At 71.4% G+C, this 24648-nt stretch carries 23 protein-coding genes; 11 read left to right on the top strand and 12 right to left on the bottom strand.

Annotated features, from left to right (window positions below; translation table 11 throughout):
- The first annotated feature begins 30 nt into the window (after positions 1-30).
- The 4 genes from ACFVSN_RS40655 to ACFVSN_RS40640 all read left to right on the top strand — a co-directional run bounded on the left by ACFVSN_RS40655 (position 31) and on the right by ACFVSN_RS40640 (position 5209).
- Positions 31-522: a hypothetical protein gene (locus ACFVSN_RS40655; RefSeq protein WP_387958449.1), complete on the top strand. Its 492-nt coding sequence runs from the start codon at positions 31-33 to the stop codon at positions 520-522.
- Between the two features lie 352 nt (positions 523-874).
- A complete protein-coding gene (locus tag ACFVSN_RS40650; protein WP_387958447.1) occupies positions 875-3601 on the top strand; it encodes a glycosyl hydrolase in 2727 nt (908 codons plus the stop codon).
- A gap of 565 nt (positions 3602-4166) precedes the next feature.
- Positions 4167-4529 (top strand): ArsR/SmtB family transcription factor, encoded by a 363-nt coding sequence (locus tag ACFVSN_RS40645; RefSeq protein WP_387958445.1) that lies wholly within the window; start codon positions 4167-4169, stop codon positions 4527-4529.
- Positions 4526-5209, top strand: a complete 684-nt coding sequence (locus ACFVSN_RS40640; RefSeq protein ID WP_387958443.1) for a cation transporter — start codon at positions 4526-4528, stop codon at positions 5207-5209. The genes ACFVSN_RS40645 and ACFVSN_RS40640 overlap by 4 nt, the downstream gene beginning before the upstream one ends.
- A gap of 201 nt (positions 5210-5410) precedes the next feature.
- On the opposite strand, the gene ACFVSN_RS40635 is transcribed toward ACFVSN_RS40640, so the two are convergent.
- Both ACFVSN_RS40635 and ACFVSN_RS40630 read right to left on the bottom strand, forming a co-directional pair.
- Positions 5411-7018, bottom strand: a complete 1608-nt coding sequence (locus ACFVSN_RS40635) for an alpha/beta fold hydrolase (RefSeq protein WP_387958441.1) — start codon at positions 7016-7018, stop codon at positions 5411-5413.
- The gene (locus ACFVSN_RS40630; RefSeq protein ID WP_387958439.1) at positions 7015-8370 is read right to left on the bottom strand and encodes an alpha/beta fold hydrolase; all 1356 of its coding nucleotides are present in this window, start codon (positions 8368-8370) and stop codon (positions 7015-7017) included. Before ACFVSN_RS40630 ends, ACFVSN_RS40635 begins: the two co-directional genes overlap by 4 nt.
- Before the next feature lie 684 nt (positions 8371-9054).
- Here ACFVSN_RS40630 and ACFVSN_RS40625 point away from each other — a divergent pair.
- Entirely contained in the window at positions 9055-9960 is a 906-nt protein-coding gene (locus ACFVSN_RS40625; RefSeq protein ID WP_387958437.1) for an alpha/beta fold hydrolase, read from the top strand.
- A 313-nt stretch (positions 9961-10273) separates the two neighbouring features.
- Here the strand turns inward: ACFVSN_RS40625 and ACFVSN_RS40620 are convergent, their stop codons facing one another.
- The 3 genes from ACFVSN_RS40620 to ACFVSN_RS40610 all read right to left on the bottom strand — a co-directional run bounded on the left by ACFVSN_RS40620 (position 10274) and on the right by ACFVSN_RS40610 (position 13105).
- A complete protein-coding gene (locus tag ACFVSN_RS40620) occupies positions 10274-11056 on the bottom strand; it encodes an oxidoreductase (protein ID WP_387958435.1) in 783 nt (260 codons plus the stop codon).
- 152 nt (positions 11057-11208) lie between these two features.
- A complete protein-coding gene (locus ACFVSN_RS40615; RefSeq protein WP_387958434.1) occupies positions 11209-11652 on the bottom strand; it encodes an SRPBCC family protein in 444 nt (147 codons plus the stop codon).
- Positions 11653-12241: 589 nt separating this feature from the next.
- Positions 12242-13105, bottom strand: coding sequence for a helix-turn-helix domain-containing protein (locus tag ACFVSN_RS40610; protein ID WP_387958432.1), 864 nt, complete (start codon positions 13103-13105; stop codon positions 12242-12244).
- Between the two features lie 159 nt (positions 13106-13264).
- Here ACFVSN_RS40610 and ACFVSN_RS40605 point away from each other — a divergent pair, with 159 nt between their 5' ends.
- Both ACFVSN_RS40605 and ACFVSN_RS40600 read left to right on the top strand, forming a co-directional pair.
- Entirely contained in the window at positions 13265-14170 is a 906-nt protein-coding gene (locus ACFVSN_RS40605) for an alpha/beta hydrolase family protein (RefSeq protein ID WP_387958430.1), read from the top strand.
- 201 nt (positions 14171-14371) lie between these two features.
- Complete coding sequence (locus tag ACFVSN_RS40600) at positions 14372-15355, top strand: IS481 family transposase (protein ID WP_387958428.1); 984 nt, start codon at positions 14372-14374, stop codon at positions 15353-15355.
- Here the strand turns inward: ACFVSN_RS40600 and ACFVSN_RS40595 are convergent.
- On the bottom strand, positions 15352-16356 hold the full coding sequence (locus tag ACFVSN_RS40595) for an alpha/beta fold hydrolase (protein WP_387958426.1): 1005 nt from the start codon (positions 16354-16356) through the stop codon (positions 15352-15354). The two genes, ACFVSN_RS40600 and ACFVSN_RS40595, sit on opposite strands and share 4 nt — an antisense overlap.
- Before the next feature lie 291 nt (positions 16357-16647).
- The gene (locus tag ACFVSN_RS40590; protein WP_387958424.1) at positions 16648-17448 is read right to left on the bottom strand and encodes an SDR family NAD(P)-dependent oxidoreductase; all 801 of its coding nucleotides are present in this window, start codon (positions 17446-17448) and stop codon (positions 16648-16650) included.
- Positions 17449-17537: 89 nt separating this feature from the next.
- Here ACFVSN_RS40590 and ACFVSN_RS40585 point away from each other — a divergent pair, with 89 nt between their 5' ends.
- Complete coding sequence (locus tag ACFVSN_RS40585) at positions 17538-18122, top strand: TetR/AcrR family transcriptional regulator (RefSeq protein WP_387958422.1); 585 nt, start codon at positions 17538-17540, stop codon at positions 18120-18122.
- A 229-nt stretch (positions 18123-18351) separates the two neighbouring features.
- Here the strand turns inward: ACFVSN_RS40585 and ACFVSN_RS40580 are convergent, their stop codons facing one another.
- Positions 18352-19149, bottom strand: a complete 798-nt coding sequence (locus ACFVSN_RS40580; RefSeq protein ID WP_387958420.1) for a hypothetical protein — start codon at positions 19147-19149, stop codon at positions 18352-18354.
- Between the two features lie 315 nt (positions 19150-19464).
- On the opposite strand from ACFVSN_RS40580, the gene ACFVSN_RS40575 reads away from it, so the two are divergent.
- On the top strand, positions 19465-19812 hold the full coding sequence (locus ACFVSN_RS40575; RefSeq protein WP_387958418.1) for a hypothetical protein: 348 nt from the start codon (positions 19465-19467) through the stop codon (positions 19810-19812).
- A gap of 114 nt (positions 19813-19926) precedes the next feature.
- Here the strand turns inward: ACFVSN_RS40575 and ACFVSN_RS40570 are convergent, their stop codons facing one another.
- On the bottom strand, positions 19927-20871 hold the full coding sequence (locus ACFVSN_RS40570; RefSeq protein WP_387958416.1) for a cupin domain-containing protein: 945 nt from the start codon (positions 20869-20871) through the stop codon (positions 19927-19929).
- Between the two features lie 112 nt (positions 20872-20983).
- Between ACFVSN_RS40570 and ACFVSN_RS40565 the strand changes: the two genes are divergently transcribed.
- Both ACFVSN_RS40565 and ACFVSN_RS40560 read left to right on the top strand, forming a co-directional pair.
- Entirely contained in the window at positions 20984-21838 is an 855-nt protein-coding gene (locus tag ACFVSN_RS40565) for an NmrA family NAD(P)-binding protein (RefSeq protein ID WP_387958415.1), read from the top strand.
- 2 nt (positions 21839-21840) lie between these two features.
- Positions 21841-22281 carry a nuclear transport factor 2 family protein gene (locus ACFVSN_RS40560; RefSeq protein WP_387958413.1) on the top strand — a complete coding sequence of 147 codons (441 nt, stop codon included), beginning with the start codon at positions 21841-21843 and terminating at the stop codon, positions 22279-22281.
- 80 nt (positions 22282-22361) lie between these two features.
- Here the strand turns inward: ACFVSN_RS40560 and ACFVSN_RS40555 are convergent, their stop codons facing one another.
- The 3 genes from ACFVSN_RS40555 to ACFVSN_RS40545 form a co-directional block, all read right to left on the bottom strand.
- Positions 22362-23963 (bottom strand): hypothetical protein, encoded by a 1602-nt coding sequence (locus ACFVSN_RS40555; protein ID WP_387958411.1) that lies wholly within the window; start codon positions 23961-23963, stop codon positions 22362-22364.
- A gap of 33 nt (positions 23964-23996) precedes the next feature.
- Positions 23997-24140, bottom strand: a complete 144-nt coding sequence (locus ACFVSN_RS40550) for a hypothetical protein (protein WP_387958409.1) — start codon at positions 24138-24140, stop codon at positions 23997-23999.
- A 291-nt stretch (positions 24141-24431) separates the two neighbouring features.
- Complete coding sequence (locus ACFVSN_RS40545; protein WP_387958407.1) at positions 24432-24602, bottom strand: hypothetical protein; 171 nt, start codon at positions 24600-24602, stop codon at positions 24432-24434.
- Between the last annotated feature and the right edge of the window lie 46 nt (positions 24603-24648).

Genomic DNA, 24648 nt, shown 5'->3' with positions numbered 1-24648 from the left:
CGTCAGTACGCCAGTAAGGAGGATCCCGGCATGCGCAAGCGCCTGATCCTGGGAACCGCGGCCGGCCTCCTCGCCCTCGCCGCCGGTGCCACCACATTCGCGCTGCTCTCCGACGACGACCGCCCCGCCGCACACGGCCCCGCCTGGACCACACCTGCAGCCGCCAACCGGCCGGCCACCGCTCCGGCACCCGGTAGCGGCACAAGCACCGGCACACTGGCCGCAGCGCCGTCGGCCGGCCCCACCGAGACGCCCGCAGCACCCAACGGTGCCCCTGTCGGAACACCGGGCCCGTCCCACCCCATCGCAACCCCGACCTTCGCCCGGGGCGCCACCCGCAACCCGGCCAAGTCCTCTCCGGCACCCGCCGCCACCCCGAGCCACGACTCCGACAACCCGGTCGACGCCGAACCCGACCGCTTCGCCCCCGGCCCCGGGCCGACGAACCAGCCCGGCCCCACGGGTGCCGGCCAGCCGACCCCGGTCCCGGGCCGGACGCTTCCGTTCCCCACCACCCCTTGAACGAACGGGACCGCGGCCCTCACTCATCGAGGCCGCGGTCCCGTCGCACCACACGACCGACGACGACCGCTCCGGCCGCCGACGGGTCGTCCCGCCAACAACCGCTGACGCTCCGTTGAGCGCACTGCAGAGCCGCCGCTGACCGCTCCAGCCCCGTCTTCCCACCTCGGCTTCCCGCCCGGGCGCGGACGGCGGGCTTTTCTGTTGTCCTTCAACTTTCTTAACTGATTTGGTTTTAAGCATTCGTTATGCCCACTCCCTTCACTCTGGCCCCGTGAGACGCGAAGCTTCGGTCTGATTCCGCCGGGCAGCGCAACCGCGCGACCCGGCCGCATGGGGAGGACCCACCATCGTGCCCAACAGGCAACGCCGACGGCTGCTGCTGCCCGCCGTCACGCTCACCGCGCTCGGACTGACCACCACCCAGGCCCTCGCCGCGCCCGGCACGTCCGACCCCCGCCCGCACCAGGCGCAGCACCTCGACGAGGTCGGCCAGAAGCACGCCGCGAAGGTCAAGGGCACCGGCCCCAGCACCAGCACCGCCAAGCACACCTTCTCCGCCAAGGCCGACACCCCGGGCGGGGGCGACGGCGGCGCGGACGAGGCCGAGAACGCGGCCGAGGGCACCGCGCAGTACACCGAGGCCCGCACCGCCCCCGGCGTCGTCGCACCGGGCGCGTACGGCGCGGCCTGGGCGCAGCTGAAGTCGATGCCGCACACCGACGGCTCGTGGAAGCACGTCACTGACAAGCCGTACAACGAGGACGACCCGCGCTACCGGGACGCCAACTCCAACTCCAGCGGCGGCGCCGGGTACACCACCGGCCGGATCACCGGCATCGCGGCCGACGACGACGGCTACGTCTACGCGGGCGGTGCCGACGGCGGGGTGTTCCGCTCCCGGACGGGTGGCGGACAGTGGGAGCCGATCGCGGACAAGCTGCCGTCGCTGTCGACGGGCACGCTGAACCTCGACGAGGGCGGCCGGCTCTGGTACGCCACCGGCGAGTCCAACACCGGCGCCACCTCCTACGTCGGCACCGGTGTGTACGTGCTGTCCGACCCCAAGCACGGCAAGTTCCAGCCCGGCAACCGGGTCGGCGGCGCCGAGCTGGAGTCCACCATCATCCACGCGCTGCGCTTCGGCGGCGGCAAGGTGTGGGCGGCGACCAGCCGGGGTGTGTGGAGCCACTCCGCCACCGACCTCTCCGGCCCGTGGACGCAGGAGTTCGCGCCCAACCCGGACTACCTGCCGGGTGGTTCGAAGGCGGCCGACCCGAGCGCGCCGTACAAGAACATCGCCAACGACATCGCGATCGACCCCAAGGACCCGTCCAAGGTGATCCTGGCCGTCGGCTGGCGCGGCGGCGACACCTACAACGGCTTCTACAGCAAGGCGGCGGACGGCAGTTGGCAGCGGGTCGCCTCGCTGGGCGACCTGCCGACGGACGCGGCGAACGTCGGCAACGTCACGTTCGCCCGTTCCGCGGACGGCTCGCGCTACTACGCCATCGACCAGTCCCCGGACGTCATGGCGCACAACCCCGACACCGGTCTCAAGGGCATCTACGTCTCCAAGTCCGGCTCCCCATCCGGCCCGTGGACGCTGATCGCGGACAAGGACAAGATCAAGAACTCGGGCTCCGCCCTCCAGGGCGCCGGCTACCAGCCGGGCATCCAGTCCTGGTACAACCAGTTCCTCCAGGTCGACCCGGCCAACCCGGACCACGTCTACGCGGGTCTGGAGGAGGTGCTGGAGACGAAGGACGGCGGCACCAGTTGGTCCGTTCCCGGCCCGTACTGGAACTTCACCTTCCCGTGCTGGAGCATCGACCCCACCAAGGTGACCGGCGACTGCTCGCCGACCACCCACTCCGACCAGCACGCCGTCGCCATCGGCACCTACCACGGCAAGGCGAGCGTGTACGTCGGCAACGACGGCGGCATCTACACCCGCCCGGTCAACGGCGCGGCCGACGCCTCCGGCCACGCCACGGACTGGAAGTCCCTGGCCGACGGCACCATCGACACCCTGCAGTACTACTCGGTCGGCGTCGGCAAGGACCCGGCGGACCGCACCGGCAAGGGCGTCATCGTCAGCGGCGGCCTCCAGGACAACGGCGAATCGATCCTGCGCGCCCACGACAAGGTGATGGGCTCCAACTTCGGCGGCGACGGCGCCGACACCCTGGTCGACCCGGCCAACGGCTGCAACATCGCCCAGGAATACGTGTACCTCGACATGTGGGTCACCCAGAACTGCGCCGTCAACGACGGCTCCGGCAACTCCGACCCCAGCAAGGCCACGTCCTACGAGGTCGCCCCGCCCGACAAGGCCACCAGCTCCGCCCGCTTCATCGCCCCGCTCGCGGCCGACCCCAAGGACGTCAACACCTGGATCGCCGGCGGCCGGCACATCTGGGTGCAGCACAAGGGCTACGCGATCCGCAGCGGCAGCGAGTGGACCAGTGCCTACGACCTGGGCGCCGGGCACTTCGCCACCGCCGTCTCGACCGTCAACGGCACCGTGTACGCGGGGTGGTGCGGGCCCTGCAACAACCAGGGCTTCAGCCGCGGCATCGCGGTCGGCAAGACCGACGGCACCGGCTGGCACCAGCTCAACCTGCCGATCGACGGCACCCTGCCCAACCGGTACATCTCCTCCTTCGCCGTGGACGAGAAGGACGCCCAGCACGTCTTCGTCGCCATGAACGGCTTCTCGCGGACCTGGACCGAGGGCCCCGGCGCCGGCAACGGCCACCTCTTCGAGACCCACGACGGCGGCGCCACCTGGACCGACGTCTCGGCCAACCTGCCCGACGTCCCGGCCACCTCGGTCAAGCTCCTGCCGAACGGCGGGCTGGCGCTTGGCACTGACCTCGCCGCTTTCTACCGCGCACCGGGCGAGACCAACTTCTCGGTGCTCGGCAAGAACCTGCCCACCACCTCGGTCCAGCAGCTCAAGACCGGCCCGGACGGCCGCCTCTACGCCGCCACCTTCGGCCGCGGCATCTGGTCGATCAACCCGACCGCGCTGTACGAGGACGACAACAGCCAGGGCGACGACAACCAGAACTGACCACGACACGCGCAACCACCGGTGCCCGGCCGCTCTCCCGAGCGCGCCGGGCACCGGCATAGTCGGAACCCCCCGACCCGCGCGTACGTCCGACCGCGGCCAGTACGAGACCGGAGACCACCGCCCGTGAAGAGAACCGCCGCCGTCCCGGCAGCCGCCCTGCTCCTCGCCCTCACCGCGACCGCCTGCGGATCCAGTGGCGCCGCCTCACCCGCCCGAAGCGCGGCCCCGGCCACTCAGAACCCGGTCCCGGCAACGGGAAGCACCAGCCCTCCGCCCAACCTCGCCCCCGCCGAACCGACGCCGACACCAGCGTCGCCCTCGACGGGTGCGGCAACGACCTCCCCACCACCCCCCAAGGGCAGCACCGCAGCCCCGACCCGGACGGCCTCGCAAGAGCCCGCGCCCGCAGGCAGCCACGCGTCCGCCACAACGGCGCCGAACCCCGCTCCCCCTCCGGCCCTGCCTCCGAACGACGGGGAGAACCCGGTCGACCTCCAGCACCGCCCCGGCGGCGGGCCCTCCCGCCCCACGGGCTGATCCGACGGAGCGATAGCATCGCCACATGGCGATGACATCACCACCATCCGCCGGGCGGGATACGCTCGCACCGGCCGCGGCCCTCTTCCGCTCCCTCGGCGATCCGGCCCGCCTGGCGATCGTCCAACGGCTCACGGCCGGCGAAGCCCGGGTGGTCGACCTGGTCGAGCAGCTCGGCCTGGCCCAGTCCACCGTCTCCAAGCACCTGGCCTGCCTGCGCGACTGCGGCCTGGTCGACTCCCGTCCGGTCGGCCGGGCCTCGGTGTTCAGCCTGACCCAGCCCTCCCTGATCGGCCTGCTCGCCGCGGCGGAGACCGTGCTGGCCGAGACCGGCGACGCCGTCGCGCTCTGCCCCGTCTACGGCGCCCGCGAGGGGGACGACCGGTGACCGCCGAGGCCGAGTCGGGCGCCTGCCACTGCGGGCCCGGCTGCACGGACGCCTGCTGCCGCCCGCCGGTCGAGAAGAGCGCCGCCTGGCACGAGGCGGCACGCAAGGCGAAGCTCCTGTCATGGCTCTCCCTCGGCTACATGGCGGCCGAGGGCGCCGTCGCGCTCGTCGCGGCGGTCCTGGCCGGCTCGGTCGCCCTGCTCGGCTTCGGCCTCGACTCCGTCGTCGAAGGTCTGGCCTCCGTCATCGTCGTCTGGCGGTTCAGCGGCACCCAGACACTGTCGGAGACCTCCGAGGCCCGCGCACAAAAGGCCGTCGCGGTGACGTTCTTCCTCCTGGCCCCCTACATCGCCTACGACGCCATCACCACGCTGGCCGCCGGCGAGAAGCCGTCCACCAGCTGGCTCGGCATCGGCCTGTCCGTCACCTCCCTGATCGTCATGCCACTGCTGGGCCGCGCCAAGCGCCGCCTGGGGACCATCCTCGACTCGGCCGCCACCAGCGGCGAAGGCACCCAGAACCTCCTGTGCGCCTACCTCGCCGCCGCCGTCCTGGTCGGCCTGCTCGCCAACGCCCTGTTCGGCCTGTGGTGGCTCGACCCCGCGATCGGCCTGCTCGTCGCCGGCCTCGCCGTCCGCGAGGGCATCGACGCCTGGCGCGGCGAGGAGTGCGGCTGCTGACACCACCGGCAACGCCCGCCAGGCGGCCGGACCGGACAACTCACCGAGCAGAGCGACTCCGTCAGCGGGTGCCCGCACCTCCACATGCAGGTCCGGGCCGGCGCCGCCCCTCAACCTGCCCAGCACGGCGGGGCCGGAACCCGGCGTCGTCAGCGGTCCTCCGGCGTGGGGCTTCCTCCCGAGCCGGTCGGCCGGTCGGCCTTATGGCGCGATCTCGAAGTCAGGCGGCCGGAGGCATGCGAGGCATTCCGTCTTCGGCGCGGTCGGAGTGTCGAAGAACGAGCGGGTGATCTCCTGCGCACACGCCGAGTCGGCGAAGACCACGTGGGCGACGTAGGGGACGGTGACCTCGGTGGACCGGCTCAGCGAGCGGGCGGCGTACGGCCCGTTGCTCGCTGCGGTCTGGGCGTCGAACCCGCCCGACAGGACGAGCGTCGGGATGTCGCTGTGCGTCACGTCCCGGACCGAGCGCGGTGCGGCGGGGACGTCCCAGGCGCGGCAGTCGTCGTGGAGCCAGGCGAGCCCCGGGGCGTTGGCCAGCACCGAGTCGGGGAACGACGGGAACGCGCGCCGCCCGCCCTCGATGACGTCCGCCTCGCTCTCGAACGGTGTCCACTCGCTGCAGAAGACGCCGTAGGCGAGCCCGTGGGAGAGCCTGCCGAAGGCCGCCGGGCTGAGCTTCCCGCCGGCCCACTGCTCGGCCACGCGCTGCGGGTTGCCGTGGGCCAGCTCGTCGATGGAGCGCGGCACGCCTGCCGCCAGGTGGCTGGCGGCGGTCAGCCAGGTCACCAGGACGCCGCCGTCCAGCACGACCTCCACCGGACCGGGGTGGCCCGGGACGGTGACGGTGGTGGTGACCGGCCGGGCTTCGAGCTCGACGACGAGGCGTTCGAAGGTGGCCTTCAGGTCCGGGTAGCGGTCGTTGCAGGCACGTTGCTTCGCGCAGGCGTCGAACAGGCCGTCGAATCCCTCCTGCGCGGCCTTCCAGGTCACCGCCCCGCCGGCCAGGGACGGCGGCAGGATGCCGTCGATGCCGACCGACCGGATGCCCTGCGGGTGCAGGCGCATGTAGAGCAGGGCCAGGTCGGAGCCGTACGAGATGCCGAACACGTTCCACTGCTCAATGCACAGCGCTTCGCGCAGGTCGGCGTAGTCGGCCGCGCTCTCGGTGCTGTTGTACGCGCTGATGTCGGCCCCGCGTCCCGCGAGCCCGTCGCGGCAGGCGCGGGTCGCGTCGACGTGCAGGCGCCCGGTGGACGGCGCGCCGTAGACGAGGCCGAGGGAGTCCGCGTTGAACTGGTCGATGTTCGCGCAGGTGAGTGCCGGGTCGGCCGAGTAGGTGCCCCGCTGGGACATGAAGATGACGTCGCGGTCGCGGTTCAGGCCGCCGTTGAGTGCCAGGGGGATCTCGGAGACCGCGTCGTCGCCAGGCCCGCCGGCGAGCCACACGATCGGGTCGGGTGCCCGTCTGCTCGTGGCCGCCGGGATGATCGCGACTCCGAGGGCGATCGTCCGCCCGTCGTGCCGGGAGCGGTGCTCGGGCACCGTGAGCGTTCCGCAGCGGGCCTTCTCCAGCTCGGGGATCGGGTCCGCCGTCCTGGGGCAGGGGCCCGGCTCGAAGTGGGCGCGCCCGGCCGTCCGGGCGACCGTGCCGAGCGGCGGTCCGGCAGCGGGCTCGGCGCGGGTGGGTGCGGCCCGGGCGGGCAGCGCGGCGAGGCCGACGGCGAGGACACCGGCCGTGGCCACGGCCAGCGTGGCCCGCAACCGTCGCGCGGTGCGACGGCGGTGGGGCGCGGGAGTTGACATCATGCGGTTTCCGTTTCGGGGGTGATGGAGAACGGTGCGGGCGCGAGGTCTGCCACGCAGGCGGTGTCCGGCGCCGTCGGGTGCACGAGGAAGGAGGCCAGAACGCTCTGCGCGCAGCACGACTGGGGGACCACCCAGTGGCCGATGCCCGGGATCCGCACGACGGTCGAGCGGGACAGCGTGCGAGCCGCGTACCGGCCCCAGCTCGCCCCGGTCTTGGAGTCGAAGGTGCCCGAGATGACGAGCGCGGGCACGTCGCTGACGGTGGCCACCCGCTGGACGGCGGTGCGGTCCGGGACGTTCCAGACCCGGCACACGTCGTACTGGAAGGGCAGCTGCGGCGCTTGGGCCAGGACGGCGTCCGGCCACCCGGGGAAGTTGCGGCGCCCGGCCGCCAGCACGTCGGCCCGCGAGTAGCCCGGCACCCACTCGCCGCAGGCCACCGACTCCTTCAGCCCGTAGGCGAATTCGCCGATGACGGGCGTCGCGCCCGCGGCGCGGGCCCGCGCGAAGCGCTCGGGATTGCCGTGGGCGAGTTCGTCGAGGGCGGCGGGCAGGTCGGCGAACGGGACGGCCTTGGCGACCAGCAGGTCCACCAGGCTGCCCCCGTCGAGGACGACCGTCACCGGGTTTCCGCCCCCGGGGGGCTGCGCCGTGAGTGTCAGGGGGTGTTCCTCCAGCCGCCGGACCTGCTCGGTGACGGTCCCGGGGAGGTCGGGGTAGCGGTTCTTGCAGGCGGGCTGGGCCTCGCAGGCCGCGAAGACCTCGTCGAGCCCTTCCCGGAAGCTGTCCCAGGTCCAGGGGAGGTTCACGACCGGCGGGGGTGCGACCGAGTCGATCGCCACCGAGCGGATCCCCTCGGGGTGCAGGCGCAGGTAGGTGAGGGCGAGGTTGGTGCCGTAGGAGTACCCGTAGACGTTCCACCGGTCGATGCCCAGCGCGGTGCGCAGGTCGGCGAAGTCCGCGGCGTTCTCGGTGGTGTTGTAGGCGGCGAGTTCGACTCCGCCTGCGGTCAGGCGGTCCCGGCACTCCTTCGTCGCCCGGACCAGGAGCTCGCCGGTGGAGGGCGCGTTGAAGGGCAGCCCGACGGCGCCCGCGTAGAACCGGTCGATCTCCGGGCAGGCGAGGTTCGGCTCCGAATGGAGGGTGCCGCGCTGGGCCATGACGATCAGCTCGCGGTCCCGGTTCACGCCGGCGCCGATCAGGAAGGGGATGTTTCCGAACGCGTCGCCGCCGGGGCCGCCCTCCATGAACACCACCGGGTCCCCGGCCGGCGTCGCGGACGCCGCCGGGATGATCGCGACGGCCAGCCGGACGGTCCGTCCGTGCCGGTGGGCGGCGCGGTTCTCGGGCACCTCCAGCACCCCGCACCGCCCGGGGACCGGCTCGGGCGTCTCCGGGCAGGGCCCGGGCACGAACCGCGCCGGAGCTCCTGAGAGGGGCTCACGGACCGGTGGTGACACGGCGCTGCTGGGTGTCGGGCCGAGCGCCCCCAGGAGGGCCAGCCCGGCGGCGATGAGCGCCACCCCGGTGGATGACCCCGGGGAACGCCCCTGCGCGTACCTGCGCCGCACCCGCCTCCGCACGGACCTGCCGATCCCGCGAACGGCCGACAGGCAGCCCTGACCGACGCCCTGTTCCACCATGTGATGCCTTTCGCCGTCGCCCCCGGCCGCCCGTCGGGGACGACGCCGGGTGACTCCGCCCGCCGCCGGGACGTCGGTGCGGGCGCTGTGTAAGCCAGCCTGCGTTCGTGGGGAGACGTCCACCATTCACGGGCTCCACTCGGAGCAGCGCGGCACCACCCCGCGGTCCGTCCTGCCGGGGCGACGTGGTGGAGGCCGCCCTCTGCTTCAAACCCTCTCGGAGGCGATCGCCGAGGTCGCCGGCCTGCTCACCTCGGGCGATGGCAAGGGGCAGGAACCGGTCCGTTCTTCCGGAACTCCGCGAACTATTCATTATTTTACCAGAATAGCGATGGAAAGTCATATCCGCTCGGGATGTGGAAAATTGACACCCGGTTCGCTATGTTGGCGCCCATGAATACGAGTACTGAATTAATTGTCGGCTCTGGTGAATTGCGACTGTGGACCGAACGGGCCGGCGACTCGAACGACCCAGCAGTCCTGCTGGTGATGGGGACCGCCGCACCAGGCATCGGATGGCCGGACGAGCTGGTCGATGTGCTGGTCGCCGGCGGGCGCCAGGTCATCCGCTACGACCACCGCGACACCGGCCGTTCCACCTGCGTGGACTTCGCCACCCACCCCTACACGCTGGCGGACATGGCCGCCGATGCAACGGCCGTGCTCGACGGCCACGGAGTAGCCGCCGCGCACATCGTCGGGGCGTCCCTGGGCGGCGCGATCGGCCAATGGCTGGCCGTGCACCGCCCTGAACGCGTACTGACGCTGACCGCGATGATGACCGGCCCGATGGGCCACAGCGCGGGCCCGGCCTGGGCGCGCGCCATGGCCGGCCAGGCACCCGATCCCAGCGACCTACCGCCGCCCACAGCACGCTTCCTGGCGCACCTCGCCCAACGCGCCACTCTTCCGCAGGGGACTCGCGAGGAGTACGTCACAGCGAACCTGGCGACGTGGCGCGTGCTCAACGGCGGCGTCCTTCCCTTCGACGAGCCTGCCGCTCGCCGCTTCGTGGAAGCCTCCTTCGACCGGACCGGCAACCACAGCGCGGCCCTCAACCACGATCTGGCCGGACGTCACATGACCGAGGACCGCCTTGCTCCGCTGTCCTCGATCAAGGCCCCGGCCCTGGTCGTGCACGGCACGGAAGATCCCCTGCGCCCGCTACCGCACGGCCGTGCCCTCGCCGAGGAAATCCCTCACTCCCGATTCCAGCCGATTCCCGGCATGGGGCACACGCTGTTCTCTCCCGGACTTCCCCAGCAGATCGGCGAAATCATTCGCGAGCACACCGCGTAGAGAGCGGAACGTCGAGCGGATGCCCGCCAGGGGGCTCCGAATACCGCCTGACAGGGCTCCTCCCTCATCGAGGGTGTCCGGATCCGGCGAGGGACGCGACCCGCCGGACAGCTCGGGCAGCCGGAACACTGGAGAAGACCGACTACAACGGCCTCACGCCCACCCGCGACTGAGCCCGGTCGACCGCCGGAGCCGGGCGTCCGTGACTGAAGGACGGCCCTGATCAAATTGCTGCGGTCCGTCTCCGGTGCCGGGGCGTCCGTGCCGGGCCGGAACGTCCGCGGCTCCGCCGGATCTCGCGGGCCGGCCGGGTTCAGAGCGTCTGGACGAGGCCGCCGTCGATGACGAAGTCGCTCCCGGTGACGTTGCCCGCCCGGTCACCGGCCAGCAGCAGGACGAGGTCTGCGACCTCCCGCGGGAGGCTGAAGCGGCCGGTCGCGGATTGCGCGGCGGCACTCCGGGCGATGTCCTCCGGGCTTCCACCGGACGCTTTCGCGACCGTCGCCGCGACGCCGTCGTCGCCGAGCCACAGCGACGTGGACACCGGCCCGGGGCTGACCGTGTTGACGCGCACCCCGCGCGGACCGACCTCCTTGGAGAGGGCCTTGCAGAAGTTGGTGAGCGCCGCCTTGGCCGCGCAGTAGTCGATGACCATCGGATCGGGCAGGAACGCATTGATCGAACTCACCGTCACGATCGAGGCGTTGCCGCGGTCGATCAGGTGGGGCAGGGCGGCTCGGGTGGTGCGGACGGCGGCGAGGAAGTTGACCGTCAGCGCCTGGGTCCAGTCGTCGTCGGTGACGGACGCGAACCCGGCCAGGCGGGGGTGTACGGCACCGACGTTGTTGACGAGGATGTCCAGTCCGCCGAACCGGGAGACCGCTTCTTCGACCACGGACGCGGGGCCGTCCGCGGTGGTGAGATCGGCGGAGACCGGATGCACCCGCGGGGCGAGGTCCGTCAACGGACCGGTGATGCCGCGCGCCACCGCGACCACATTCACGCCCTCGGCGGCGAGTGCCTGCGTCACGGCGAGGCCGATTCCCTTGCTGGCACCGGTGACGACGGCGACCTTGCCCGAGAGACGCAGGTCCATCACGGACTCCTCAGCTGGTGGAACGGCAGTACGGCCTGTGGTGCGACCGCGCCGTTCACGGCGGCGAGGAGCCGGTGAGCCGGCGCCTCGCCGTCAGGCCGAACGGCTGGGACATGGGCAGGTCCGCGATCCGGTCCCGGATGGCAGCAGGGTCAGGACCGCTCGACGGCGGCCTTGATCCGGCGGCCGAAGTCGGGAGCGTCCTTGCGAGCCGCGCGAAGCGCCGGGCCGAGCAGGAGCTTGCCGAGTCCGTGGCCTTCGAGAACGTTGAAGATCCGGACGCGGGTACGGCCGTCCGGCAACGCTTCGAGGTCGTAGCCGCCCTCGGCCGTGATGAGGTTCTTGCTCTGCTCGACCCAGCGGATCGTGTGCGGCGCCACCAGGCTGGTGATGCGGAACTCGCGGGAGGTCCTCATCCCGGCGTCCTTCACGGTGCTGCGGAAGACCGTCCCGACGCCGGTCGGGCCGTCCGGCGTCCTGGTGATCTCCAGGACCCGAGGGCTGAACTCGGGATCGTTGCGACCGTCGGCGAGGTAGGCGAAGACCTCCTCCACCGAACGGTCGACCTCGACGCTCGCCTCGAACTCTCCGGACATTGCGGCTCCTCGCTGTGTGCCCGACCCGCGCTTCTCGGCCAGGATTCCAGAGAGTCCCGGCTGCCGCCTCCCGGCCGCGATCTTCGAGATTGAAGATCGACCAGGGCCGGGCCCTCTCGGCACTCGCTAGTTGTATTGACCACGAGCGTTGTTGACAGTGATCGGGATCCAATCAGGCGCGCCGGTCAGGTTCTCTTCGACGAGGAGCCAGTCGCAGTGTAGGACGGTGTCATTGAGCGAAGGCCGCGCGTAGAGGTCGCATGCAGGACTGTAGTCAGGGCCTGTCGCCTTCTTGGCCGGGTGCGGCGTCTATGTGCTTTTCTGGAAAGCCCTGATTTACAAGAGAAAGCTAACGTGCCGTCGCCTCAACCGAGTTGGTCCTGACGAAGGTACGTTGCGACAGCAGCTGCGGCGGGGTGGTGGTCGCCGGGGAAGGGCCGGCCAGGGGTGGCCGGCGGGGCTGTGAATACCATGGGGTGGATCGTTCCCGCCCTCTCATGGTGGTCGCTGCTCCACCGTCACGGATGACGGCTGGTGGGCGGTGCGAGGGGTGTTTCGCCGGGCACCGGACTGGACGTTGCTCGTCCCGTCAGGGGAGCGTTCGGCCGGGCTCGGGGATATGGTCGGTAGCCCAGCTGGCCAGGATGCGCAGCGCGTCTTCGGAGTCGCTTCCCGGCTCGGCGCCGTAGGCGAACAGGATGAGGCCGTCGGCGGGCAGGTCGAGGGATTCGTAGGCGAGCTGAAGAGTGCCGACCACGGGGTGGTGGATGACTTTGGCGCCCTGGTGGTACTGGCGAACGTCGTGGCCGGCCCAACGGGTGCGGAAATCCTCGCTGCGGGTGGACAGCTCACCAATGAGGTCGGTGAGGTCCTTGTCGTAGGGATCGCGGCCGGCCTGGGCGTGCAGGAGAGCGACCAGGTTGTCCGCGGCACTCTCCCAGTCGACCCAGAACTGGCGGGAGCGAGCGTCCAGGAATATGAACCGGCCGTGGTTGGGGGTGGCACCCCCGGCGGCTTCGATCATGGGGGCGTACAGCGCGCGGCCCAGGCTGTTGGCGGCCAGGACGTCACCACGGCCGTTCAGGATGAACGCCGGGCAGGCCATGGAGTCCAGGAAGTGCTGCAGGTTCGGTCGCACCGCGGCGGCGGGCCGGCGTCGGCGCCGACGTCCTGGACCGGCGGCGCGGGCAAGATCCTCCAGATGGGTGCGGTCGTCCTCACTCAGCCGCAGCGCCCGAGCGAGGGCGTCAAGGACCTGGTCCGATACTCCGGACAGGTCACCGCGCTCCAATCGCGCGTAGTACTCGACGCTCACCCCGGCGAGCTGCGCGACCTCGGCGCGCCGCAGTCCCGGCACGCGACGCGGGCCATGAGCGGGCAGCCCCACCTGCTGCGGGCTGATCCTGGCGCGGCGTGAGGTCAGAAACTCCCGGGTCTCGGCTGCATTGTCCACGGTTTCCAGATTAGGGCGACATCCCGGAGCCATGCCGGATGGAGGGGTGCCCTGCCAGTACACCTTTCACCAGTGGCTTCTCACCAGCTCGAAAGTTACGTTCTTATAGCCGAAGGAAATACCAGACGATCTCACCACGAAAGAGAAAGAGATACTGTCATGGCGGATATTTCGGAGATGGTCAAGGGTCTGGCGAAGGGCCTCAGCAGCCCGGTGCGTGCGCCGATCCTGCACACGCCGGACGAGTACGGAATGGCGTACGAGGACGTCACGTTCCCGTCCCTGGACGGCACCCCGCTGGAGGCGTGGTGGATCCCCTGCCCGGGCTCGGACAAGCTGATCATCGCCAACCACCCGATGCCCATGAACCGCTACGGCTTCCCCTCGCACCTGCCTCCGTGGCAGTTCGTCCCCGGCAACACCATCGAGGTCAATTACATGCGGGAGTACCAGCACCTGCATGAGGCCGGCTACAACGTGCTGACCTACGATGCCCGCAACCACGGTCAGAGCGGCGACGCCAACGGCTTCATCTTCACCTGGGGCCAGTTCGAGTCCCGCGACGTGGCCGGCTCGCTGCAGTACGCCAGATCCCGCCCCGACGCGGCCACCATGAAGGTTGCCCTGCTCAGCCGCTGCATGGGCGCCAACGCCACGTTCATGGCGATGACCCGGCATCCGGAGCTCTTCGCGGACGTGCACGCCCTGGTCGCCATCCAGCCGATCTCGCTGCGCGCGATGGTCGAGCGCAACCTGGAAGCGATGGGGATCGCGGACCAGTTCGAGGCCGTCGACCGGGAGGTGGAACTGAACCTCAGCTTCACCATCGACGAGGTGTCGCCGATCGAGTACGCCAAGAACTGCCAGGTACCCACCTTCATCACCCAGGTGCACGACGACGCACTGACCAAGCCCTCCGACGTGCAGGCGATCTTCGACGCCGTCCCCGTCGGCGACAAGAAGCTGTTCTGGATCGAGGGCAGCACCCGGCGCTGGGACGGCTACAACTACTTCTCCGAGCACCCCGAGCAGCTGGTCGAGTGGTTCGGCAAGCACGTGAACTGAACCCATGTCACCCTCGGGCCGCCCGAACGGCCCGAGGGTGACGCGCAACGGCGCACGCCTCCACCACCGCTACAGCAGCCACGCCAGCTCCCGGTCTCGCACGTCGCTTCCGCAGCCCTCACGAGACCCCCAAGGCGCGGCCAGGGGGCGGCCGAGGGCGGCGCGGCATTGCCCAGCCCACACATCACCGCAGAGGTCTTCTTGCCCCACCCCAACGCCCGGCTGACCGTCCACGGCAGGCGGCTCCTCGTCGACCGAGTCCGAGCCGGCAGGCCCGTCGCCCACGTGGCCGACGAGATGGGCATCTCACGAGCAACAGCCCACAAGTGGGTCCGCCGCTGGAAATCCGAAGGCGACGCCGGCCTGCTCGACCGCTCCAGTCGGCCGTGGACCACTCCCCACCGCACCCCCGCCGATACCGAGACCCGCATCTGCGAGCTGCGGCGTGAGCGAAAGCTCGGCCCAGCGAGGATCGGCCCGATTCTGGGACTACCCACCTCGACCGTCCACCGAGTCCTGACCCGGCACAACCTCAACCGTCTGAGCTGGCTGGACCGACCGACCGGCCAGGTCATCCGCCGCTATGAGCGGTCACGCCCGGGGGAATTGGTCCACGTCGACATCAAGAAACTCGGCAACATCCCCGACGGCGGCGGGCATCGGATCATGCCCCGCCAGCAGGCTGCCGGCAACCGGCAGGCCACAACCGACGCCCGCAGGGGCGGCAGCCCCGTGATCGGTTACAGCTTCGTCCACACGGCCGTCGACGACCACTCCCGGCTCGCCTACAGCGAGGTCCTGACCGACGAGCGCCAGGAGACCGCTGCAGCTTTCTGGGGACGTGCCAATGCCTTCTTCGCCGCGTACGGCATCAACGTCGAGCGGGTCCTCACCGACAACGGCTCCTGCTACAAGTCCAAGTTGTTCGCGCAGACCTTGAGCGACGCCGGCATCATCCACAAACGCACCCGCCCCTACCGCCCGCAAACGAACGGCAAGGTCGAACGCCTGAACCGCACCCTGCTCGACGAATGGGCCTACGTACGCCCGTACTCCAGCAATGCTGAACGCACCGACGCCTTGGCGGACTTCATCCACACCTACAACCATCACCGCGGCCATACTGCTCTCGGTGGTCAGCCGCCCATCAGTCGAGTCAACAACCCTGCGGGTCAATACAGCTAGTGGATCATCCCCTGGGCGACGCTGTCAGGCAGGGCGGCGAGCCAGGCGGTCAGGATTCGGTTGATCTCGGCGGGTCGTTCCTGCTGGATCCAATGACCGCAGCCGTCGAGCACGTGTGAGGTGACCAGGCCGGGCAGGGTGGCGGGGAACGCCTCGATCGCATCGGCCAGCCACGTGGTGGAGGCGTCCAGGCCGCCGCCGACGAACAGGGACGGCTGGGTGATCGGGGCGCCGTCGAAGGCGGCCAGGTCCTCCCAGTCCCGGTCCACGTTCCGGTAGCGGTTCAGTGCGCCGGTCAGGCCGGTCCGCTCGAACTCCCCTGCGTAGACGTCGAGATCGGCCTCGTCGAGCCACGCAGGCAGTCGGCCCATCGGGAACCGGTCGCGCAGCGTCCCGTCCTTCGCGACGAAGTGCGGGTCCGGCGCGTGGGGCGCGGGCATGGTGTCGGCGGACAGTGCCGCGTAGAACCCGGCGAGCCAGCCGCGCACGTCGGGCTCGATCTCGGCCTCGGCCCGGCCCGGCTCCTGGAAGTAGGAGACGTAGAACTCCTCGTCCCCGCCCAGCTGCCCGAAGACCTCACTCGGCCGAGGGCCGCCGCGTGGGACGTAGGGCACGCTGAGCAGCCCCACCGCCCGGAAGAGGTCCGGCCGCACCAGGGCCGAGTTCGCCGCGATGGTCGCGCCCCAGTCGTGCCCGACGATCACCGCGGACCGCTCGCCCAGGGCCTCCACCACCGCCGCGTTGTCCTCGACCAGGTCGAGCATCCGGTACGCGGTCGAAGCCTCGGGCCTGGACGAGCGACCGTACCCTCGGACGTCGATCGCGACCGCCCGGTATCCGGCGGCGGCCAAGGCCGGCAGTTGGTGACGCCAGGAGTACCAGGATTCCGGGAACCCGTGCACGAGCAGCACCAACGGCCCGTCACCCTGTTCCACCAGGTGGATCCGGCCCGCCGGAGCGGGGACCAGACGGTGTGTGAGTTCCGGTGCCTGTCGCGACATGAATCCTCCGAGGTCGTCGATCCGCGTGCACCGAACCGGCGCCGCAGCTCGAACCGATCCTGTCGTGCGTGCCGCGACCGCAGCCAGCGTTGTTGCCGGTTCAGCAAATCCCGCCGACCCCGCCCGCGGACGAGGCCGGGGCCCATGGCCGGTCCGGCGGTCGCGCGGCTTCAGGCGGATGTCCTCCGGGGTCCCACCCATGGGGACGGGCCCGACGATGGGCCCGCCACCCGGTCCGCTGTCAGGTCGCCCCTCGACGACGGACTCCCCGAGCCTCGTCGCGCCTCCGCGCTACGCCCCTGCGGCCGTCATGCGGCCGACGGCCCTGATGACCTGCCGCCGGGGAGCCAGCCGGGCGAGGGAGGCCATGACGCGGTTCATGCGCCCGGCGATGACGCTCGGCGGCGGGTTCCGCCGGTCCAGGGCGGCCAGGGCGGCGCGGACCACGTCGGCGGGTGCGGCGAGCCTCGTGCCGCCGGCGGCCCGGTCGGTGCCGACGACCTCGAAGAACTCGGTGCGGGTCGCGCCCGGGGACAGCGCCAGCACCCGCAGCCCGGTGCCGCGCGACTCCTCCCAGAGCGCCTCCGTGAGGCTCAGCACGAACGCCTTGGTCGCGCCGTAGAGCGCCATCCGCGGGTTGGGCTGGTAGGCGGCCATGCTCGCCACGTTGACCAGGATCCCTCGGCCCGCCGTCCGCAACCGTTCGATGAAGGCGCGGCTGATGTCGGCCACCGCGGTCACGTCGACGGCGATTTCCTGCCGCATTCGGGCCGGGTCGGCCTCGTGGAAGAGGCCGAAGGTGCCGAATCCGGCGTTGTTGATCACGCTGGTGACGTGCACGCCAAGCTGCTCCACGTGCCGTACCAGCCTCTGCCCGGGGTCGGCCTCGGCCAGGTCCACCGCCAGGACGTGGACCCGGACGCGGTGGCGGTCGCGCAGTTCGCCGGCCAGGGCCTCCAGGCGGTCCCTGCGGCGGGCGACCAGCACCAGGTCGGAGCCGCGGGCGGCGAGCTGGCGGGCGAATTCGGCACCGAGACCGGCGCTGGCGCCGGTGATCAGCGTGGTCTGGCCGTGGTAGTCGACGGCTGTCATGACAACTCCCTTGCGTGCAGCGACTGCCTTCCTGGCAGTTAATGCCAGGAAGGCAGCTACTGTCCAGCGGCGGGGTAGTCTGAGTTCCCATGACGACCTTGTGGGACCGATCGCGGCAGGCCGCCGTCCAGGAGATCCTCGACACGGCGGTCCGGCTGTTCGCCGAACAGGGCTACGAGCAGACGACGATCGCGCAGATCGCCCGCGAGGCGGGCGTCTCGCAGCGCTCCCTGTTCCGCTACTTCGGCACCAAGGAGGACCTGGTCTGCGGCGACCAGGACGCGCTCGGCGAGCTCCTGAAGCGGACCGTCGAGCAACAGCCCGCCACCGTGTCCGCCTGGGACGCCCTGCGAGCCGGGTTCGAGACCGTCCTCACCGCCAACCACACCCCCGAGCGAGTGCTCGAACTGTCCCGCCTGATCTTCAACACCCCGTCCCTGCGCGCCCGTTACATCGAGAAGCGGCTGAACTGGCAGGCCCAGCTCGTCCCGGTCGTCCAGGCGCGCCTGGGCACCGCCCCCGGCCAGGGACCCGACCCGCGCGCCAAGGCGATCGTCGCCACGGTCTTCGCGTGCGTCGACACGGCGAGCGAGCTCTGGGCCGAACACGAAGGCCGGCTCGACCTGACCGACCTCTACGACCAGTGCCTCACCGCGGTCAGGGGCGACGGCTGAGACACCTTGACCGGCGGGCTCGGCAAGCGGCGACGCCATCTCCTCTATCTCATGTACGGGCCACTCGCTCGCGGCGGCCGCGCTCCGGGTGAGCTGCCAGGACTGATGATCTCGTAGTCGGGCGCCGTCCTGCCGGCCGGGACCGCCCGCAAGCCGGGGCTGGACGCGGCGATGTCGACACCCTCGCCGCAGCAGGCCCCGTGCACTCGCGGCGATCCGACACGATGACTCACACGTGGCAGTGCAGGCCGACCAGGAGGGTGTCGCCCGGGAGGTCGACGAGGTAGCGGTCGATGTGCTGCTGACCGTCCGGCAGCTCGGGCCGGTGCGGACAGTCATCCCGGTGGCGGCAGGCACCGTGCGCGACCGGTCCGCCGTCCTCGTACCACCAGCCGCCCAGCGAGAGCACGTTGCGTCGGGGTAGGGCCCCGGCCGCCCGCCCTTCGACGAACCGTTCCCGGGGTTCCCGTCCGACCTGGACGACCGGGTCGGGGAGGAAGAGGAAGTTCGAGGAGTACCGCGCGGTGGAGAGCGCGGCCCGGTGTTCTTCGTAGGCTCGGAGCAGGGGCTGGGACCAGTAGTCCGCCGCGGCCCGTTCGCGGGAGTAGGCGCAGCTCTCGGTCACATGGCGGCCGTAGTAGACGTCATAGGGCTGGGCGGCGGGCAACTCGGCCGCCGACCGGTGCCAGTGCAGCCAGACCGCGTCCGCCAGTTGCCGGGCCTCCTCGGTGGAGGCCCCGAAGTCCAGCAGCTCGCGCGGCCCGCCGGCGCACCAGCCCGCGTCGTTGACCGGCGACTCGACGTAGCCTCCCCAGCGGCTGGGGTGAGGAGCGACCAGCCGAGGATCCGTCTCATGGCCGGGCAGCACGTTGAACGCGCGGCCGACGATCCGCCAGGAGTCCCAGATGCGGTTCTCCTCCTGGCCCGGGGCGTCCAGGTAGAAGGGCTCCATCGCCTCGGCGACTGCCTCCTCGACCCGCTCGGCCGCTTCCGCCGGGAGACACAGGGTGATGCTCGTACCTGCCACCGCGGCATCAGACCATTGCGTGACCGGCACCGGCAACCGGGATTCTCCGCCCGGGGGTGTGTGGCGGACCGGCAGTTGGTGACGCGGCGGAGGCTCGGTTGTGGGTGACAGGTGAAAGCTGGAGCTGCTGGACGCCGGTGATCTGCTTTCGGAGAAGAGAGAGCACCTCAGGCCCTGCCCTGGGCGTCGCGGGTCGCGCATGCAAGGATGTCGCCGTGCTGATCCCAAGGAGCAATGCCGCGTAGGCGGCCGAAGGGGCTGCGCTCTTCGCGGTGGCAGCCAGGACGAGGTGCGCCGGTTCGTCGCATCCGCGACGTGTCAGGGCTGACCCGTGCCGCCATCCGACGGTTGGAGCACGAGCGGCTGTGGACCGGCGCTGTGGCCGGTGCTCTCAGTGAATGCCGGCGATATCTGAGCCAGTCCGGACGTGTCCTGCCAGAGCCCGAGACGGGCTGCGACGAGTGCAATCCGATACTCGCGCGCGACCTCCTGCAAGCGGTGCTGTTGTGGCTTCCCGTGGGCGCCAGAGTCGATCTCGGTCGACTGGTCGCACGTCTTGACGCCGAATTCGATCGCCGAACCGTGCTGCGCCCCGAGCTCTTGATGGCCGACAGCCCCTGGGGCGTGGAGGGCTCGTGGCGGAGCCGACTCCTCGATGGTTGAGCCCGAGTCGCGGGGCCCAGCGGGTGGCCTGCATGCAGCTCGACCTTCGCAGGCTTCGACTTGGGTAATCGAGCCCCCGGAGCAGGGGGGCGCCGAGCACGTCGAACGACCGGCTCAGTGGATGTGGGCGCCGCTCGGCTGGAGTTCCCTGTCGCGCGTCGCCTCTCGTTGTCGCCAGGCGCCGGGTGGTTCGCCGTGGTGGCGGCGGAAGGCGGCCGCGAAGGCGTAGGGCGAGCCGTAGCCGATGTTGCGGGCGATGCTCGCCAGGCCGAGTTCGCCCGTGCGCAGGTGGTCGCGCGCCAGGGCCATGCGCCAGTCGGTCAGGTACTGCATGGGGGTCTGGCCCAGCGCGTCGTGGAAGGTGCGGGCGAAGGCGGCCCGGGACAGGCCGCTGATCGCGGCGAGTTCGGGGACGGACCAGGGGTGGGCGGCGTCCTCGTGCATGGCCTGGAGGGCGGCGCTCAGGCGGGGGTCGGCGGAGGCCCGGTACCAGCGGGGCGCGGTCGGGCTGCGGCGGAAGTCGCTGCGGATGGCGAGGACCAGGAGGACGTCGAGGAGCCGGTCGAGCACGGTGGCCTGCCCCGGTTCGGAGCCGGCCAGTTCGTGGGAGAGCAGGGCGATCACGTCCCGCAGCGGATCGCCGACGGCCGCTTGCAGCGTCAGGACCTGGGGAAGTGCCTCCAGCAGCCCGTTGCCGATGTCTCCGGAGAACCGGTAGGCGCCGCAGAGGAACACGGTCGACCCGGGCGTGTCCGCCTCCCCGTCGTGGGCGTGCCGGGCCCGGAACTCGTCCGGTTCGAGGCAGTCGGTGCCGGGCTCGTGGCCGATGTAGTGGTCCGTGCCGCCGCGTACGAGAGTCACCTCGCCGGGCACGAGTTCCACCGCGCGCCCCGGGTCGTGGGCGTCGAACCACAGCCATCCCCTACCGCGGACGACGGTGTGCACGGACAGCTGGATCGTGCCGGCCAGCCGCAGCCCCCACGGGGGCTCGGCGACCGTCCGGGCGAAGACCGCCCCGTCGGCGCGTGCCCGCGCCAGGTGATCACGCAGTAGGTCCACCCGATCAGTATCGGCAGAGCGATCGCCGAGGGCAATGATCGGAGCGTTTGACGTAAAAGAACGAGTGATTCACACATTGATCCGCTCACCGCCCCACGCCCACGATGGATCCATGACTGGATCACCACAGACCACGCTCGTTCTCGGCGGAACCGGCCGCACCGGCTCGCTCCTCGCGAAGCGGCTCGCCGAGCGGGGGCGGGACGCCCGCACCGCCGCCCGCCACGGCGCCGACGTCCTGTTCGACTGGGACCGCCCGGCCACCCACGCCGACGCCCTGCGCGGCGTCGACAGCCTCTACCTCGTCACGCCCGTCATGCGGGCGACGTACGCCGACCAGGTCGCGGCCTTCCTCGACCTCGCCGAAGCCACCGGCGTGCACCACGTCACCTACCTGAGCACCTACGGCGCCGACGACGCCCCACCGCAGATCGACATCAAGGCCGTCGAAACCGACCTCGCCGCCCGCACGGGCATCACCCACGCCATCCTGCGCCCCGCCTGGGTGATGCAGAACTTCACCGACACCCATCTGCCCGTCGTCAACGGGGCGATCACGGTCCCCACCGGCAGCGGAACCGAGGCCTTCGTCGACGCGGCCGACATCGCCGCCGTCGCGGCCGAGACGCTGCTCGCCCCCGAGGCCCACGCCGACGCCCGGTACGCGCCCACCGGACCGCAGGCCCTCACGGTCGGCGAAGTCGCCGACATCATCACCGCCGTGACCGGACAGCCCGTCACACACCACGACCTCGACCCCGAGGCCTGGATCGGCGGCGCGGTCGCCGCCGGCGTCGTCCCCGCCGACTACGCCGTGATGCTCCGTTGGCTGACCGGCAGCATCATCGCCGGCAACGGGTCCACGCCCAACGAGGACGTCGAGCAGGTCACCGGCCGTAAGCCGACCTCCTTCCGGGAGTTCGCGCGGCGCAACGCCCACGCCTGGGCCGCACGGGCGGGTGCGTGACCATGTCCATCGACGACCTTGAGGACTTCGCGGCGCTGGACCCGTTCTTCCGGATCGTCCGGGAAGGCCTCGCGGGCCTGGTCGACGGCGATCACTTCTTCGACCTCCTGGCCGAGGACGTCGTCGTCGAGTACGTGGTCTCCGTCCCCGGCTACCCGCGCCGCGTCCAGGGCCGCCGGGCGGTCGCCGACCTGTACCGCGGCTACGGCGACGCGATGGTCCTGACCGGCGCGGACGAACTGGCCGTCCACCGGGACCCCGACACCTCCGTGGTCGTCCTGGAGTACGCTGTGCACGGGCGCGCCGTGCGCACCGGACGCCCTTACGACAACCACTTCGTCTCGGTGATCACCGTCAAGGACCGCCAGGTGACGCACTGGCGCGACTACCTCGACCCCGTCGCCGTCTTCCGTGCCCTCGGATGGCCGGCCGATCCCCACTGACGGGGTGAGCCGCGGGCGCGCACGGATGCTGCCGGCCGCCCGGGGGTGCCGGACGGCCGACCGCTCGGGGCCGCGGACTTCTACCGGGCCTGCTCGGCCTCCCTGCGGCGGCGCGTACCGACCATGCCGAAGCCTCCGCCGAGCACCAGCAGGGCTCCCGCGCCCTCGACGAGCATGCTCGTCGCGTCACCTCCGCCGGTGGACGCCAGGGGCTGGCCGTTGCGGGTGTCTCCCTCGGCTGTGGCCGCCGGGGCGGCGGCGACGGTCGTGGTGGTGGCGGCAGTGGTGGTACCGGTGGCCGCCGGGGCCGGGGCGGTGGGCGTCGACTGACCGTACGTCGGATCTGCGGACGGCAGGGTGGCGCCCGTGGCGGGGGCGGTTGACGGGGCGCTCGGCGTGGCCGTCGTCGTCGGCTGAGCAGTCGGGCCGGCCGTCGGACCGGTCACCGGGCCCGCCTCCGGGGTGCAGTCCGCGGTGGGCGCTGCCGTCGGCGAAACGTGCTGCTTCGAGGGGGACACGGCCGGGATGGTGGGCCTGGACGTCCCGTGCTTCGGCCGGTCCGCCGTCGGGCCGTCGGACGGATCGCCGGACGGGTCGCCGTCGTCCGCCGGCTCGGCGGAGGCGGTCGCCGCAGCGCGCCGGGCCTCCTTCGTACCCGCCGTCTCCCCGCCGCCCTCCGTCGGCTTGGCCGTCTCCGCGCGGCGAGCCGTCAGGCGGGTCCCCAGCGTCGGGCTCACCCCGGGCACCGGCGGCTCGCCGTCGTCCGCGGGCTTGGCGGTAGCGGTGAGCCCGGTCGAGGGCGTCGGGCCGCGGCAGTGCGAGCCCCCTCCGGTCGGCCCGGACGGCACCGAATCGGCGTGGTAGCCGGCCACGATCTTCGTGAACTCGTACGGCTCCTGCTGGATCCCGCCGCAGACCGAGGCAGCGTCCTTGGTGAACGCGCCGGCGCAGGGCCGGTCCCGGTTGACGGCCCAGTAGGTGAAGCGGGCGAGGTGGTGGGAGGCGACGAAGTCCCGCATGGCGCGGAAGTCCGCCGGGCTGACGACCTCGTCCGGGCTGTCGGAGCGCCCGTTGATGGACGACAGGCCGGAGTGCCGCCACGCGGTGTCCTGGTCGTAGCCGTACGCGCGAACGAGGGTCTGCTGGAGGCCGGTGACGGCAGAGACGGTCGCGTCGACCATCGTGCCCGGGTGGTTGTCGAAGTCGAACGGCATCACCACCCAACCGTCCACCTGCACACCGGCCTTGGCGGCCCGCGTGATCAGGTCGGCGCCGGAGGCGTCGGGGCCGTTCAGCTCGGCGCTGAAGGTGACGAAGACCCGCAGGCCGGGGTTCTTCGCCTTGACCGCGCCGAGCGCGTCCACCACCCGCTGGCGGGCGTCGGCGTGGCTCAGCTCGGTGTCCTCGATGTCGATGTCGATCGCCTTGAGCTGGTAGGCGTCGATCACCTTCTGGTAAGCGGCGGCGAGTTGGGCGGAGTCCGCACACTTCTCGCCGAGCTTGGCGCCGTCCCAGCCGCCGAAGGAGGCCACGACGTCGCCGCCCGCCGCGCGGATCGCCCTGATCTTCGCCTCGTCCTGGCCGCCGCTCAGCGGGCGCTGCCCGTCCCACTTCGGATCGCAGCCCTCGCCGGCGAGCAGGAAGGCGAGGGTGAACTGCCTGAGCCCGGTCGCCTTCATCACGTCGACCGGGTCCTGGGCGTCACCCCAACCCAGTTACTCGTAGGCGGCGTTGAGGCCGATCGGATCGACGGTGGCGGCCGGGGCTCCGTTCTGCGCGACGATCAGGACGCCACCGGCCGCGATCGCGGTGGCGGCTGCGGCGATCCGACGACGACGGCTGAGCCGGTGCTTGGGCATGACGGGGCTCTCCTGAACTGGGACGGAACCGGGGGACGGCCGCGAGGAATCCGACGCGAGGCGGACACCGCGGACGGCAACGCAGCTCCCGCCACTGCCGGCCGGGCGTCGCCCTTCGGGCCCGGGCTTGGGCTCCGATACGGGGGCGGGCCGCTGGAGTAGGGCGGTCGCCGTCGGGACGAGGCCGGCGTCGATCGACTCCGGCGCGCAAGCGGCCCGGTGGTCCAGGGCGGCGAGCCGGATGTCGGCATCGAGCGCTTGGTCCGTGGCCAGGGAGGTGAGCCATGCCGATCACGGCGAGCAGCCGCTCGCGACCGACAGCAGCACGGGCGACAGCGCGATCACCCGGTAGCCGTCATCGAGGAACATCCCCAGAGCCGGGATGACGGCCTGCCGTAACCGTGGGTCCGGGTCCGCCGTGTATCGAACGAAGTCCTCGACGTGCTCGCGCGTCCGGGACACGACCTCCGCTTGGGGCGTCGACGCGTAGCCGGACGGACTGTCCAGT

The organism is Kitasatospora sp. NPDC057904 (genome assembly GCF_042887925.1).
Lineage (GTDB): Bacteria > Actinomycetota > Actinomycetes > Streptomycetales > Streptomycetaceae > Kitasatospora.
Note: the sequence above shows the minus strand (reverse complement) of the source record. Positions and strands in the feature narration are given on the sequence as shown.

Bases quoted from the DNA above. Each gene is read 5' to 3' on its own strand.
- ACFVSN_RS40655 (WP_387958449.1), top strand. From the start codon at position 31: ATGCGCAAGCGCCTGATCCTGGGAACCGCGGCCGGCCTCCTCGCCCTC.
- ACFVSN_RS40645 (WP_387958445.1), top strand. From the start codon at position 4,167: ATGGCGATGACATCACCACCATCCGCCGGGCGGGATACGCTCGCACCG.
- ACFVSN_RS40635 (WP_387958441.1), bottom strand. From the start codon at position 7,018: ATGATGTCAACTCCCGCGCCCCACCGCCGTCGCACCGCGCGACGGTTG.
- ACFVSN_RS40625 (WP_387958437.1), top strand. From the start codon at position 9,055: ATGAATACGAGTACTGAATTAATTGTCGGCTCTGGTGAATTGCGACTG.
- ACFVSN_RS40620 (WP_387958435.1), bottom strand. From the start codon at position 11,056: ATGGACCTGCGTCTCTCGGGCAAGGTCGCCGTCGTCACCGGTGCCAGC.
- ACFVSN_RS40615 (WP_387958434.1), bottom strand. From the start codon at position 11,652: ATGTCCGGAGAGTTCGAGGCGAGCGTCGAGGTCGACCGTTCGGTGGAG.
- ACFVSN_RS40605 (WP_387958430.1), top strand. From the start codon at position 13,265: ATGGCGGATATTTCGGAGATGGTCAAGGGTCTGGCGAAGGGCCTCAGC.
- ACFVSN_RS40595 (WP_387958426.1), bottom strand. From the start codon at position 16,356: ATGTCGCGACAGGCACCGGAACTCACACACCGTCTGGTCCCCGCTCCG.
- ACFVSN_RS40590 (WP_387958424.1), bottom strand. From the start codon at position 17,448: ATGACAGCCGTCGACTACCACGGCCAGACCACGCTGATCACCGGCGCC.
- ACFVSN_RS40585 (WP_387958422.1), top strand. From the start codon at position 17,538: ATGACGACCTTGTGGGACCGATCGCGGCAGGCCGCCGTCCAGGAGATC.
- ACFVSN_RS40565 (WP_387958415.1), top strand. From the start codon at position 20,984: ATGACTGGATCACCACAGACCACGCTCGTTCTCGGCGGAACCGGCCGC.
- ACFVSN_RS40560 (WP_387958413.1), top strand. From the start codon at position 21,841: ATGTCCATCGACGACCTTGAGGACTTCGCGGCGCTGGACCCGTTCTTC.
- ACFVSN_RS40550 (WP_387958409.1), bottom strand. From the start codon at position 24,140: ATGCCCAAGCACCGGCTCAGCCGTCGTCGTCGGATCGCCGCAGCCGCC.